Below are 13,286 nucleotides of genomic sequence, written 5' to 3' on the forward strand. Positions count from 1 at the left end.
GGGGCGGCTCATGCTCGGACGGTGGTCGTCTCCGGGCCGGTCAGCTCCCGGACGCGGGCGATCTCCGCCTCGGTGAGGCCGCGGGGGCCGGAGCGGGCGGCGAGGCGGGAGTCCATGGGACGGTACGCCGTGCGCGAGAGACCCGACCAGGCGAAGCCGCCGGCGGGCGGGCCGCCGCCGGTGCACGCCTGGACGATCCGGCGTTCGGCGGCGGGGCTCCAGCGCAGGCCGGCGTACCCGTACAGGTCGCGGAAGCCCGGCACCGGGTCGGCGGCCAGGTCGTCGTAGGAGGTCACCAGGATGCCGGGGACGCGTGACAGGATCGTGCGCGTCACCCGCCACAGCGCCGCCGCCTTGGCCACCCGGTCCTGAGAGCCGACCAGGGCGCGCAGGCGCAGCACCTCGGGGTGGTCGCGGACGAGCAGCGGTTGTTCGAGCAGTTCGTGGAAGTAGATCGTCCAGCCGAGCCGCTGCCAGCTCGCCACGAACGCCACCGGGTCGCGGACCAGGGCGATCACCCGGCACCCCAGCCGCTCGGCGAACCAGGCCGACGACAGCACCGCGAACGGGTCGTCCAGCAGCGCCCGCCGCCCCGTCAGCTGCCCGAGGGTGAACGCGGCGCCGTACCGGACCATGCGCGCCAGATCGTACGGCGTGCGGTTGACCCGGAGTTCGGCGGCCCAGCCGTAGCGCAGGGCCACGGTGGCGCGGAAGGCGGGCAGCCAGGCGGCGGAGTTGTCGTCGCAGATGTACTGGAAGCGGTGCGAGACCCGGGCGCGCAGGACTCCGGGGCAGCGGCCGGGCGGGTGCTGCGGGTTGAGCGGCTCGTTCACGTAGACCAGCTCACCGCCGGCCGCCAGCATCTTGCCCGTCCAGCTCGTCCCGCTCCTGGGCAGCCCGGTGACCAGCACGGGCGGGCCGCTCACGCCGCCGCCCAGGTGCGCGGGCGGAGCGCGGCCAGGCTGTGGCGGCCGAACGGGCGCAGGCCGTAGCGGTGGTGGAGCTGCCAGAGCGGCAGCGCGTTCTTGACCAGCACGCCGCCCGCCCAGCCGATCGCCGCCCCCAGCGCGCCGTGAGAGGGGATCAGCGCCAGGTCCAGCGCGAGTGTGCAGGTGACGGCGGCGGTGAGGTTGAGCAGGCTGGCGGTGGTGTGGCCGGCCGCGGTGAGCACCACGTCGACCATGCCGCACCCCGTCGCCGCCATCATCGTGGCCGCCAGCACCAGCGCCACCGGCACCGCCGAGGCGTAGCCGGGACCGAAGACGCGCAGCAGCCACGGCGCCAGCACGGCGTACCCGAGCCAGATCGGCCAGGTCGCCAGCACCAGCCACATGGTCGTCACCTGGTAGAGCTCCCTGACCCTGGACAGGTCGCCGGCGGCCAGCGCCTTCACCAGGCGGGGCTGGGCGGCCTGGGCGAGGCCCTGGCCGGCGAGCTGGCCGACGACCTTGAACCGGGTGGCGGCGGTGTAGACGGCGGCCTGGACCGGGCCGCCGAGCGCGGCCACGATCACGATGTCGAGCCGCTGGAACACCGCCTGGATCGCGCCCGCCGCCGACCGGGGCGCGGTGTGCCGCCACAGGTCGCGTGCCGTTCCCGGCAGGTAGGGGGTGCGCGGCGCCCGGCCGCGCAGGGCGAGCGCCGCCAGCGCCACGACGGGCAGGTACGGGAGCGCCCAGGCGAGGGGGAGCGAGGCGCCGGAGAGCCCGGCCATGGCCGCGGCCGAGACCAGGGCGAGCTGGGAGAGCGGCAGCAGGACCCCGTCCAGCAGCACCGTCGGGCGCATCGAGCCGAAGCCCCGGCAGGCGGCGAGCAGCACGTCGGCCACGGCGATGGCGGGCGGCACGAGCGCGAGCACGCCGAGCACCGGCCACAGCAGGAGGCCGGTGGCGGTCGCGACGACCGCCACCGGCACCAAAGCCGCCCTGACATATCCCGAAACGCCGTGATATCCGTCGGTCTCGGCGCGGGCGATGAAGAACACCAGCCCGTTCCCCGCGTCCAGCTTCGCCACCCCGGCCACCATCAGCGCCAGCGCGATCGAGGTGAAGAACGCCCCGGCGACCTCCACCGGATAGGCCCTGGTCACCACCACGACCAGGAGGAACTGCGCCAGCGCCCCCACCGCCGCCCCGGTGACCCCGGCCAGCCCGCCCCGGGCGACCCGTCTCAGCGCCGCCACGACGGCTCACCGCCCAGCCAGCGGACCAACCTCCGGTCGTGCTCCTCGAACCCCTCCATGAGCTCCCGCCGCAGCGAGTCGGGCAGCTGCTTGGGCCGCGGCCGCCAGTTGTGCCGGGAGAAGCCCGGGTAACCGAACCGCGCCACGCCGAGGAAACGCAGCAGCCGGTCGTAGACGGGCTCGGGCTCGGCGAAGAACCGGTGGCTGTCGATCACCATGATCCGCTCCCGCCCGAACAGCGGCTCCAGCCGTTCGAGCTGGTCGGCGTAGCGGCCGCGGGCCAGGTAGGCGAGGTGGCGGTGGGCGTGGTGCACGGCGTGCGGGCCGGTCCGCAGCAGCTCCTCGGCCCCGGCCACCCGCTCCTCCTCCAGCTCCAGCGCCCGCTCGAAGCTCTCCTCGGTCTCGAACCCACGGGCCAGTTCGTGCGCGTGCGCCGAGCAGGCCCGCTCGACCGGGTCGCGCACCAGCACGATCAGCTTCACCCCTGGCAGATCGGCGGCGATGCGCTCGGCCGCCAGCGGGTGGAACAGGTAGTAGGGCGACGACTCGAACGCCTGCGGAAGCCCGCCGAACCGGCGGGTGAGCAGCGCCGTGCCGACCTTCAGCGGGAAGTGCGCCCGGTACCACTGCAGCCCGCGCCAGTAGTCGGTGTCGAAGTAGTGCACGCCCTTGCGCAGCACCGGCTTGTAGAGCAGCGGATGCTGCGCGAGCGCCCGGTACATCGAGGTCGTGCCGCACCGCTGGGCGCCCATGATGAGGAACGACGGCAGGATTCGCGCGGCGGAGGTCATCCGCCCGGTGGTCCTGGACACGGACAGCGCCGTCTGCTTCGCGGTCTTCACAGCAGGGCCTCCTGATAGTCGACGAGGGGGTTCAGCCAGTCGCCCGGCGGGCCGAGCGGCTCGTGGCCGTCGGCGGCGTGCCGGTCGGCCAGCGCGATCAGGTAGCGCAGCGCCGTCTGCCTGGCCTGTGCCGCCGACAGCCCGAGCGGGGCCAGCGTCCGCCCCGACCGGGCCAGGCAGGCACGCGCCGCCGTGGCCGGGTCCATGCGCCGCAGCGCCCGCTGGAAGAGGTGGTGCAGGGCGTCGAACCCGTACGGGACGCCGGTCTCGTACCGTTCCCAGTCCCACACGAGCAGCCGCCCGTCACCGGAGGGCGCGAGGTTCCACGGTGAGAGGTCGCCGTGCCAGGCGTGCCCGCCGGCGTCGCCGGTGGCCGCGATCTCCTCGACCGCGCGGGTCAGCAGCGAGGCGGGCACCCGCCCCCGGCGCACCGGCAGCGGCGACAGCGCCAGCACGGTGAGACCGTGCCAGCTCCCGTGGTGGAGCACCGAGGGCACGACGACGGTCTTCAGCGCCCGGCCGGCGAGCCGGTCCAGCGCGGCGGCCTCGTTGGCGACCAGGGCACGGCTCCGCGCGGTGTCGCCGATCTTCACGTACGCGATCCGCTCGCCCTCGCGGTACGCCTCCAGCACCGGCTTGCGGTTGGCCCGGCGCGCGGGCCGTACGTGCACCACGGTCTCCACCGGGGCGCCGAACACCTCGCCCAGATGCTCGGCGATCGACCCGTGCGTGGGCAGCGCGAGCGGCCGGCCCGGATGCCACCAGCGGCGCGGCGCCAGCCGGCGCGGCAGCCGGGCGTGCGGCAGCAGGGTGTAGGCGCGCTGCCCGCCGGGGCCGGGGTAGAGCAGGTCGATCGTGCCGGCCAGGTAGATCAGCCGGATCCGGGCGTCGTTCATGAGGTGTTCCTCCACAGCAGCGCGAACGAGATCGCGTAGAGGCTCAGCGGCGTGACCAGGCCGTCGTAGACGAGCATGTAGAAGAGGACCAGGCACATCACCAGCACCCCGGCCAGCCCGATCGGCGAGCGGTCGGCCCAGTGGCGGCGGATCGCCCCGGCGAAGAACGCCACGTAGAGCACCGCCCCGGTGAGCCCCTGCGAGATCAGCAGCAGCCAGAGCTGACCGTCGCTGCCCAGCGGCGGGTGGCCGCAGCCGGGGCACCACGAGGTCTTCCCGGTGGTGATCGAACGATGGCTGCCCATGGCGCGCCGGGTGTTGCCGTAGCCGATGACGGGGGAGTGGCCCGTCGCCGCGACGGTGGCCGAGACGGTGAAGGCCCGGATGTCGTTGGAGTGCGGGCTGTCCAGTCGCTTCGCCACCAGGGGAGCGAGCGGGCTGAGCACGAACGCCAGCGCCGCGGCGGCCGTCACCGCGCAGAGCGCAATCCGGGTCCGGCCCCCCACCCGCAGGGCGAGATAGAACACGGCCAGCCCGAGCGCGATCCACAGCCCCCGGTTGAGCGAGTACACGATCGGCACGGCCGCCACCGCCACCAGCGCCACGGCCAGCATCCGGCGGCGGCGCGAACCGTACACCCACCAGCCGACCACGAACCAGATGAGCAGCACCGACAGGTTGCCGCCCCAGGCGTTCGCCCACTCGAAGGGCGCCTCCGGCCTGGGAAGCGCGTGGCCGAGCACCTTCTGCGTCTGCCCGGCGGTCGGATGGACGAGGTTCTGCACGAACGGGTGCTCGGAGATCCAGTCGGGCAGCACCAGCTCCAGCGGGGAGGTGAAGGAGAGGCCGGGCACGAACACGCCGAGCAGCCCGCCCGCCACCGCCGTGAGGAACAGCACGCCGAGCATCCGCACCAGCCGCAGCTGCGGCAGCTCCCGCTCGGTGAGGTTGCCCAGGTAGACCACCAGGATCAGGGCCGCCACGTACAGCGCCAGGCGCATCCCGTAGCCGATCAGCCGGCCCGCGCCCAACTCGCCATAGGTGCCGGGCGGCATCTCGTCCAGCATCAGGCCGCTCAGCAGGTAGCCGGCGATCAGCAGCACCCACAGCCCGAACCCGGGCGGCACCCTGACCGGCCTGCGCCGCCACAGGATGACCGCCATGGGCACGGCCAGCACGACCACCGACAGCCCGCCGAACCCCAGCGCCCACCAGAGCGGGTAGCCGAGCAGCAGCGCCGCGACGGGCCATGCGGGTCCTCTCACGTCGCCGAGCCGGGGGGCCGCCGCATCGGGTGGTGCATGGGCGCGGTGGTCCTGGCGCCGATGCCCGTCTCGATCTCGCCGCTGGCGACGAGCTTGCCGAGCGAGGTGTGCTGGCCGCGCGGCGCCCGGACAGGCTCGGGCGTCAGGTCCGTCGTGGTGACCGCGCCGATGATGGGCACGCTCTGCCTGCTGAGCAGCCGTACGACGGAGGCCACGTCGGAGGCGTCGGCCCCGTCGAGGCCGATCAGCAGGAGCGCCGCGTCCGCTCGGGCCAGGTCGCCCACGTCGGTGCCGTCGAGCACGGCCAGCGGCACGTTCGCGGCCAGCGGCACGGCCACCGGCGTGCCGCCGAGCGCCGGGGGGACCGCCTTGACCAGCAGCCGCTTGCCGGGGCACGAGGCGAGCACGGCCGAAGACAGCTCGTGCAGCGCGCCGTGGTCGAGCGGGCGGGTCACGTCGGCCAGCACGGGCAGCCCGGTCAGCCGTTCGACGTCGGCCGCCGTGCGCAGCCGGGTGTCGAGCCGGTCGCGCGCCTGCGCGGCGGCCGCCCCGATCAGCAGCCCGGCCATGAGGCCCGACCCGAGGTGCAGCGGCAGGCTGGGCGAGCTGGGGTCCTGGGGAGGGGTGGCGGCGCTGATGACCTCTCCGGGCGTCACCGTGACCGTCTTGAGCGCGTCGTACTTCTGGGTCAGCACGGCGACCTGCCGGGAGAGCACGGTCTGCCGGAGCGCCGCGCGGGTGTGCTCGGGACCTCCTCTGGGCAGCGCGGGGAGCTCGCCTATGACCGTGGACAGGGCGGCGTTCGCCTGCCGCAGCTTGACGGCCACGAGCTGCTGCTGCGCCGCGATCTCCGCGCGCGCGCTGTCGGCGCGGTGTTCCAGGTAGGCCTGCGCGTACGCCCGTGACTGCAGCGCGGCGTCGCCGGGCTCGGCGGCGGTGACCGAGATCGTCAGCACCGACGAGTTGGGCGGGACGGACACCTCGACGGGTTCGAGGTCGGCGGTGCCCGCCTGCGCGGCGGCCCTGGTGGCGACCACCGCCGACTGGGCGATCTGCGCCTCGGTGTCGAGGTTGAGCTGCTCGCGCTGCCGGCTGGTCACCTGGTTGCCGGGCTCCGGGACGCCCACCGAGGTGACCAGCACGTAGGTGGTGGCCGTGTAGGCGGGCGGGGTGACGCGCATGATCGCCAGCCCCACGGTGCCGCCCGCGAGGAAGCATCCCAGGAACAGCAGCCAGCGCCGGCGGAGCAGGGCGAGATGGTCTCCCAGTTCGGCGCCGGAACGGTGAACCGGACGGTCCGGCGGCAGGCTCATGAGGCGAGTCTCCCTGAAGTGTGTGCGGATAGTCGCTTACTGACGACTCTGCGTCACGCGCCGTGGTGTGCGCCCACTATAGGGGCGCGGGTTATCGGTCACGCGAGATCCGCAAGATTTTCTCTCGTACGGGCGCGGAATCGTACCTTTATAAAGTGATTTTTCGGCGTTTGTCGGGGCGGTCGGCGGGTGGGTTGAGCTGGGAGGAGTTCGGCTCTGGCTGAAGTTCCGGGAATGGCGTGGCAAGGTTCAGGTTTGATAGGGCGGGGGTCCTGGGAAAAAGGGGGCGACGATTGTGGCTCGACGGGTATTTCCGTATAGAGCAGCTTTCTCCGGATTGGCGGTGGGGCTGGCCGCCGTGCTCGCCGCCTGCTCGGCGGGGCCGGGCGGCGCCGTTCAGAAACCCGCCCGCGCCGGGAACCCCCCGCTCGTCGCCGACTCGCCCGACTGCGCGGTCACCGGCCGGCTGATCCCGTCATGCGGCGCCTGGTGGGGCATCGCCCCGGAGATCTTCACCGGGCTCGACGTGGTGGAGGCGGTGGCGAGCGCCGAGCGGCGGATGGCCGCGCCCGCCGACATCGTGCACGTCTACCACCGGGGCAAGGAGCTGTTCCCGAACGAGAAGGAGATCCGGCTCGCCCGCGATCCCGAGCACCCGCGGCTGCTGCTGATCAACTGGAAGCCGTCGCTCACCCACACCTGGGCCGAGGTCGCCGGCGGCGCCGTCGACGACCGGATCGACCGGCTGGCCGACCACCTCAGGCGGACGTTCCCCGAGCGGTTCTTCCTCACCATCCACCACGAGCCGGAGAACGACGTCGGCTCGGCGGCGGGCTCCGGCATGCGGGCCAAGGACTACGCGGCGATGTTCCGTCACGTGGTGCTCCGGCTGCGCCACAAGGGCGTCAAGAACGCGGTCACCGTCATGACCTACATGGGCGCCCCCAACTGGGCGGTCAAGCCCTGGTTCGAGGAGCTCTACCCGGGCGACGACGTGGTCGACTGGGTGGCCATGGACCCCTACGCCGACCACCGGGTGCAGGACTTCGGCTCCCTGGTGAACAAGACGCGCGCCGACTTCGACGAGTGGCCCGGCTTCTACCGGTGGATGCAGTGGCGCTTCCCCGGCAAGCCGGTCATGATCGCCGAGTGGGGGGTGTTCGAGCGGCCCGACGACCCGGCGTTCAAGCGGGCGTTCTTCGAGTCGGTGCGCCACCAGATCCGCCGCTACCCGCAGATCAAGGCCATGGTCTACTTCGACTCGCCGCACGCGCCGCGGGGCGACACCAGGTTCGACACCGCCGAGACGGCCGGCAAGGCGTTCACCGAGCTCGCGAGAGATCCGCACTTCCGCGCGACGCGCGTGCCGCGGCCCTGACCCGCAGGCGCCAGCCGACCACGATCACCACGGTGGCGACCGCCAGGGCGGCCAGCGTGATCATGTTGTCCACGTTCAGCAGCTTGAGCGCCGAGGCCAGCAGCACGATCGCCAGCATCGCCCTGATCAGGCCGCCCGGCGCGCGGGACGAGATCCGCGCGCCGAGATAGACGCCCGGGATCGAGCCGATCAGCAGCGAGACGGTCAGGTCGAACTGGAAGTCACCGAAGAGCAGGTGGCCGAGCGCGGCCGAGACGACCAGCGGCACGGCCTGGACGAGGTCGGTGCCGACCAGCTGGTTGGCCTTGAGCGCCGGGTAGAGGGCCATGAGCGCCACGATGATCAGCGAACCGGAGCCCACGGAGGAGACTCCCACGATCAATCCGCCTACCATACCGACCAGTACGGTCGGGATGGGGCGCACGCGGATCTCGTTCGCGCCCGCCGTGCCTCCCCTGTCGCCCATCAGCGTCTTGGCGGCCAGCCCCGCGACGGCCAGCAGCAGCGCCACCCCGAGCGCGTACTTGACCCCGTCGCCCACCGCCCACGCCCGCGCCAGGAACACCCCGCAGAACGCCGTCGGCACCGACCCCGCGCACAGCCACCAGACCAGCCGCAGGTTGACGGTGCCGTGACGGAGGTGGACGAAGCTGCCCACCGGCTTCATCACGGCCGAGGCCACCAGGTCGCTGGAGACCGCGGCCAGCGGCGGCACGTTGAAGAACAGCATCATCATCGGCGTCATGAGCGCGCCGCCGCCCATGCCGGTGAGCCCCACCACGATCGCCACCAGGAAGGACCCGACGATCAGCGGAAAGTCGATCATCGCACCCACCCTCCGGCGCGCAGCGTGCCCAGCACCCGCTCGACCGCGGCCTCGACCGAGACGTGCGTGGTGTCGACCACCAGCTCGGCGTCGTCGGGTTCCTCGTAGGGATCGGAGATGCCGGTGAACTCGGGGATCAGGCCGGCCCGCGCCTTGGCGTACAGGCCCTTGCGGTCGCGCCGCTCGCACTCCTCCAGCGGCGTGGCCACGTGCACGAGCAGGAAGTCGGCGCCGACCGACTCCACCATCTCCCGCACCTCGGCCCGGGTCGCCGCGTACGGGGCGATCGGGGCGCAGATGGCCAGGCCGCCGTGGCGGGCGGCCTCGGCGGCCACGAACCCGATGCGGCGGATGTTGAGGTCGCGGTCCTCCTTGGAGAACGACAGCCCCTTCGACAGCAGCCGCCGCACCACGTCGCCGTCGAGGTAGGTGACGGTCCGGGTGCCCAGCTCCAGCAGGGCGTCGCGGAGCCCGCGGGCGATCGTCGACTTGCCCGACCCGGACAGGCCGGTGAAGAACACCACCAGCCCGCGCCGGTGCGGCGGGCCGGGGATGCGCACCGGCTCGGGCCCCGCCAGGTGCTCGGCCGCGCCGTAGGCGGACGCGACGTGCTCGCGCAGCTCCAGGTCGATCTCGGGCTCCTCGCGCGGCGCCAGCGGCACCGGGACGACGAGCGTGCCCGCCGGCAGCCGGTCCCTGGCCCGCAGCGCCGCCCTGACCACGCCGGGGCCGTCCTCACCGTACGAGAGAGGCAGCAGCACGATCACCGCGCCGAGCTCCTTGGCGGTGGCCGCCACCTCGTCCAGGTCGTCCAGCGGGCCGCGCATCGTGACGGCCAGCGCGGGGCGCCCGCCCAGCTCGTCGCGTACCTGGGCGGGGGTGCGGTGCAGGCGGGCGAACGGGCCGTGCTCGGGCGCGCCCAGCCCCTTGACCGGCCCCGCGGCCAGCCCGTCGGGCCCGTGCTCGGTCACGGTGAGCGTGGCCAGCGGGACGCCCTCGGGGTCGAGCAGCGTCACCTCGCCGCCCGCGTCCTCGGGCAGGTGGAGCGTCACCGGCGCGGGCCAGGGGGTGCCGTCGGCGAGGGTGCCGCGCTCGTGCACCGCGTGCACGTCGTCATGGCCCAGGAACCCGGTCAGCGGCTGGAACGCCCCCGACAGCAGCAGTTCGAGATCGGCCAGCTCGCGCGGCTCCGGAGTCCACTCCACGGTGATTGATCCCAACTATCCCGACTGCAATGGTAGGCAACCCTACCCGCTGGCGCCGGGGAGATACTAGATGAGACGGGCGAAGTGGTAGTGCGGCTTCCTGATCACCATGGTGATCTCGTCGTGACTGGCGGGATAGCGGCCCCGCGTGAGCTGTGCCGTCACCGCCACCGCCGCCGACCCCACCCGGCCCATCGCCGGCCCGCTCGTCGCCCGCTCCTCGTCGGTGACCATCAGGCCCCGGGCGAGACAGTACGCGTGCATCCCGTCGGCCGAAGCCAGCGTCCCGTATCTGGCCGGCAGCGGGCCCGGGGTGCCCTCCGCGACCAGCCGCCGCCACAGCAGCCGCCGCACCCACGACGGGGTCAGCCGGTCGAGCAGCCCGTAGGCCGACTCGCGGTCACGCATCCGCAGCAGCACCAGCCCGCCCGGCCGCAACGCGTGCAGCAGCCGGTCGAACACCAGCTCCGCGTGCTGGATCCGCTCCAGGAGGAACGACAACTGGATCACGTCGTACGAGCGCGGCGGCAACGGCGCCGACCGCAGATCGCCCAGCGACCACGTCACCAGGTCGGCCCGCTCCTCCACCACCCGCCGGATCTCCGGCAGGTCCTCGTCGACCCCGGACACCCGGGTCTCGATCCGGTCCAGCACCAGCGGCTCGTCGTGCGCGCACCCGGCGACCAGCACGTCCAGCCGCCGGCCGAGCTGCCCCGCCCACTGCTCGCGGATCCGCTGACTGAACAGACCCCCACCCCGGGCCACCGCCCGCACCTCAGACATGTGACCCACAGTAATCACAGGAACGCCAATAGTGGTGCATCTTCAGGAGTCAGAGGCGGTATCTAGGGGGTCCAGGCCGGATCCCTGCCGGTGACGCCGAGCAGGCGGTCGAGCGGCGAGGCGTCGTCCGGCACCGCCACCGCAGGCCCGAAGACGCCGCCCTGCCTGCCCTTCTCCGCCATCTGCTCGGTGAAGCTCAGCGCCCGCGCGACCGTCTCGGGGTCCGGTGCGTACTCCTGGCCGGTGGCCCTGGCCAGGTCCCAGCCGTGCGCCACCATGTCGACGAGATACATGTGGGCCAGCGTGGTCATCGGCATGCCCATGCCCTGGCTGACGCCCTCCCACGCCTCCGGCCGTGACCACGCGGCGAGCGTGCGCTCCGCCCGCTCAGGGAAGTCGCCCGCGTACGGCCCCTGCTCGGCGGGCGCCTCATGGCGAGCCAGCGACGCGAACATCTCCGCCACCCATTCGAGGTGGTTGACCAGATCCTTCACGTCGTACTTCTCGCACGGGGTCGGGAGCCCGAGCTGCTCCTGCCGCACCGCCCGGACCAGGCTCGCGGTCTGTTCGGTGGCACGCGTCATCAGCGGCATCATGTCTTCCATGGCAGCGATGATGCCGGACCGGCCCGCCGCGGGGCTTGTAAAAACACGACTGCGAGGCTGGGTCGACCCGTACGCCGGGCTCGCCGCCTTCGACTTCGCCCGGCACGCGCCGTCCCCCGCGCTCGCTCCCTACGTCGACCACTTCTGGGTCGTCACCTGGACCGACCTCGCCGAACCGTACGAGCAGCGCATCGTCTCCCACCCGACCGTGAACATGACGATCACCCACGACTTCCACCGGATCGCCGGGGTGATCAGGGGCGGGTTCTCGTACACCATGCGGGGCAGCGGCCGCGTCCTCGGCATCCGCTTCGCCCCCGGCGGCTTCCGGCCGTTCCTCGGCGGTCCCGTGCACCGGCTGACCGGCCGCTTCCACGAGATCGGCGAGATGTACGGCGCCGCGGGCTCGACGATGGTGGAGCGCGTCCTGGCCGAACCTCGTATTCCGGGCGCCATCGCGATCGTCGAGACGTTCCTGCTGGGCCTGGGGCCGGAGCGGGACCCACTCGCCGAAGAGGTCGCGGCGCTGGTCGTGATGGCGGAGAACGACGTCACCGTGACCAGGGTCGACCAACTGGCTGCCCGATCGGGGCGATCGGTGCGCTCGCTGCAGCGGCTGTTCAGGGACTACGTCGGCATCGGCCCCAAATGGGTGATCCGCCGCTTCCGGCTGCACGAAGCCGCGGAGCGCGTCTACCAGGGCCTCGACCTCGCCACCCTGGCCGCCGAACTCGGCTACACCGACCAGGCCCACCTGACCCGCGACTTCACCGCCGTGGTGGGCATGCCTCCAGCCGCCTACGCCCGACTCGGCCCGGCGCGCTGACGCGGTTCTCGCTCGAAGGCTTTCCGAACGCTTTGCAGGCGCCGGACGCTCACCCAACGGCATGGCCCTCGCAACCCAGGCGCTCCGCGCCGATCGTCTCGGACTGTGCTCAGCGGGGAGCCGAGCTCCCCGCACCCCTTGCCGGGGGCCTCCCGGCCCCCTGGACCCCCGTGCGTGAGATGGATCAAGATGTGAGCATGTCGGGGCGGTAAGGCACCCGGGCAGGGACACCGCATGTGTGCTGTCCCACATGAGGACAACTCACCGAGGCGGTAAGGCACCCAGGGGAGTGGGGCAGCAGGGGCATCACGCATGACAGGCCCGGCTGGGCTTCGTCGTGACCTCGGCTGATTGATCGCTGGGCTGGAGGGGCGTGTTTCCAGATGATGGTGAGGCTCACGGGCAGTGCCGCAGGGGCGAGCCCTATGGGCCGTCGATCGCCTGCTCCGGCCACCGCGGGCCTCGCAGGCCGGCGGGCTACGGTCTGTTGGCTCTCAAGGGTCCAGGTATCAATTCCTCACCCTTGAGGGCGCATCCGCCCACGGTGCGGAGCGGTTGTCGATCATGAGGGATGGCGGAGATGCGGCACTCGATCACGGTCCCAGAGTCGTTCCGGGCCTTGGGCCGTTGGCAGGCTCCTCTCATCGGGCGGCTCCTGCGCCGGCTCGCCGTGCCCGCCTCCGGACGCTTCCGTTCCACCTGGGACGCCGCCGCCGAACTCCATGACGGGTTGCGCGGCCGGTGGGAGGAGGCCGGGCGGCCCTTCCCCGTACGCGTGCTCGATGTCGCGGTCGGGCTGGCAGGGGAGATGGCGGCGGAGCGGTCTTCGGGGATGGTGAACCGGGACCTGTGCTACATGCATGTGCTGCGGGGACGCCGGGAGCCCTGGCTGACCGTGGACCCGCTGCCTCTGGAAGGCGCGATCGAGTATCAGGCGGGTCAGCTGCTCTGGACCCGCTACGACGAGATGGCCGATGGCCGGCGGCTTCGCCGGTGGCTTGATGCGCTGGTCGAGGCGGGAGGGATGGACCGGCGGGCAGCTTACGCCTGGGCCGTGCTGCGCTCGGTGGAATACTGGTTGTGGGGGCTGGGCGCCGGTCTCACCGAGGACCCGGTCCGCTGCGCACGCATCGTCGAGGAACCGGTGTGATCCCGGGCGTCGCCC

The 13,286-nt window shown here is 72.6% G+C and carries 13 protein-coding genes; 3 read left to right on the forward strand and 10 right to left on the reverse strand.

The genetic code is table 11. The annotated features are described in order from the left end of the window. Positions 1 to 8 precede the first annotated feature (8 nt). The 6 genes from ACZ6YG_RS24385 to ACZ6YG_RS24410 are packed head-to-tail and all read right to left on the reverse strand — an operon-like array spanning position 9 to position 6,498. Positions 9 to 926: a sulfotransferase gene (locus ACZ6YG_RS24385; protein WP_466019300.1), complete on the reverse strand. Its 918-nt coding sequence runs from the start codon at positions 924 to 926 to the stop codon at positions 9 to 11. Further along, positions 923 to 2,182, reverse strand: a complete 1,260-nt coding sequence (locus ACZ6YG_RS24390; RefSeq protein ID WP_466019301.1) for a lipopolysaccharide biosynthesis protein — start codon at positions 2,180 to 2,182, stop codon at positions 923 to 925. Before ACZ6YG_RS24390 ends, ACZ6YG_RS24385 begins: the two co-directional genes overlap by 4 nt. Continuing rightward, positions 2,170 to 3,024: a sulfotransferase domain-containing protein gene (locus ACZ6YG_RS24395; protein WP_466019302.1), complete on the reverse strand. Its 855-nt coding sequence runs from the start codon at positions 3,022 to 3,024 to the stop codon at positions 2,170 to 2,172. The genes ACZ6YG_RS24390 and ACZ6YG_RS24395 overlap by 13 nt, the downstream gene beginning before the upstream one ends. Next, on the reverse strand, positions 3,021 to 3,920 hold the full coding sequence (locus ACZ6YG_RS24400) for a hypothetical protein (RefSeq protein WP_466019303.1): 900 nt from the start codon (positions 3,918 to 3,920) through the stop codon (positions 3,021 to 3,023). The genes ACZ6YG_RS24395 and ACZ6YG_RS24400 overlap by 4 nt, the downstream gene beginning before the upstream one ends. Next, positions 3,917 to 5,185: a hypothetical protein gene (locus ACZ6YG_RS24405; RefSeq protein WP_466019304.1), complete on the reverse strand. Its 1,269-nt coding sequence runs from the start codon at positions 5,183 to 5,185 to the stop codon at positions 3,917 to 3,919. Before ACZ6YG_RS24405 ends, ACZ6YG_RS24400 begins: the two co-directional genes overlap by 4 nt. Continuing rightward, on the reverse strand, positions 5,182 to 6,498 hold the full coding sequence (locus ACZ6YG_RS24410) for a Wzz/FepE/Etk N-terminal domain-containing protein (RefSeq protein ID WP_466019305.1): 1,317 nt from the start codon (positions 6,496 to 6,498) through the stop codon (positions 5,182 to 5,184). Before ACZ6YG_RS24410 ends, ACZ6YG_RS24405 begins: the two co-directional genes overlap by 4 nt. 343 nt (positions 6,499 to 6,841) lie before the next feature. On the opposite strand from ACZ6YG_RS24410, the gene ACZ6YG_RS24415 reads away from it, so the two are divergent. After that, on the forward strand, positions 6,842 to 7,876 hold the full coding sequence (locus ACZ6YG_RS24415) for a glycoside hydrolase family 26 protein (RefSeq protein WP_271279224.1): 1,035 nt from the start codon (positions 6,842 to 6,844) through the stop codon (positions 7,874 to 7,876). Here ACZ6YG_RS24415 and ACZ6YG_RS24420 read toward each other — a convergent pair. From ACZ6YG_RS24420 to ACZ6YG_RS24435, 4 genes are all read right to left on the reverse strand, one after another. Next, complete coding sequence (locus ACZ6YG_RS24420) at positions 7,821 to 8,702, reverse strand: sulfite exporter TauE/SafE family protein (protein ID WP_148029123.1); 882 nt, start codon at positions 8,700 to 8,702, stop codon at positions 7,821 to 7,823. The two genes, ACZ6YG_RS24415 and ACZ6YG_RS24420, sit on opposite strands and share 56 nt — an antisense overlap. Continuing rightward, positions 8,699 to 9,907 carry an adenylyl-sulfate kinase gene (gene cysC, locus ACZ6YG_RS24425; protein WP_397199212.1) on the reverse strand — a complete coding sequence of 403 codons (1,209 nt, stop codon included), beginning with the start codon at positions 9,905 to 9,907 and terminating at the stop codon, positions 8,699 to 8,701. The genes ACZ6YG_RS24420 and cysC overlap by 4 nt, the downstream gene beginning before the upstream one ends. Before the next feature lie 66 nt (positions 9,908 to 9,973). After that, positions 9,974 to 10,690 carry a class I SAM-dependent methyltransferase gene (locus tag ACZ6YG_RS24430; RefSeq protein WP_219544082.1) on the reverse strand — a complete coding sequence of 239 codons (717 nt, stop codon included), beginning with the start codon at positions 10,688 to 10,690 and terminating at the stop codon, positions 9,974 to 9,976. A gap of 62 nt (positions 10,691 to 10,752) precedes the next feature. Continuing rightward, positions 10,753 to 11,295 carry a TIGR03086 family metal-binding protein gene (locus tag ACZ6YG_RS24435; RefSeq protein WP_219544081.1) on the reverse strand — a complete coding sequence of 181 codons (543 nt, stop codon included), beginning with the start codon at positions 11,293 to 11,295 and terminating at the stop codon, positions 10,753 to 10,755. On the opposite strand from ACZ6YG_RS24435, the gene ACZ6YG_RS24440 reads away from it, so the two are divergent. Together ACZ6YG_RS24440 and ACZ6YG_RS24445 are read left to right on the forward strand one after the other, a co-directional pair. Further along, on the forward strand, positions 11,294 to 12,121 hold the full coding sequence (locus tag ACZ6YG_RS24440; protein WP_466019306.1) for a DUF6597 domain-containing transcriptional factor: 828 nt from the start codon (positions 11,294 to 11,296) through the stop codon (positions 12,119 to 12,121). The two genes, ACZ6YG_RS24435 and ACZ6YG_RS24440, sit on opposite strands and share 2 nt — an antisense overlap. Before the next feature lie 580 nt (positions 12,122 to 12,701). Continuing rightward, complete coding sequence (locus ACZ6YG_RS24445; protein WP_466019307.1) at positions 12,702 to 13,271, forward strand: aminoglycoside phosphotransferase family protein; 570 nt, start codon at positions 12,702 to 12,704, stop codon at positions 13,269 to 13,271. The last annotated feature ends 15 nt before the right edge of the window (positions 13,272 to 13,286 follow it).

The sequence above is a fragment of the Nonomuraea sp. NPDC054003 genome, assembly GCF_055585125.1.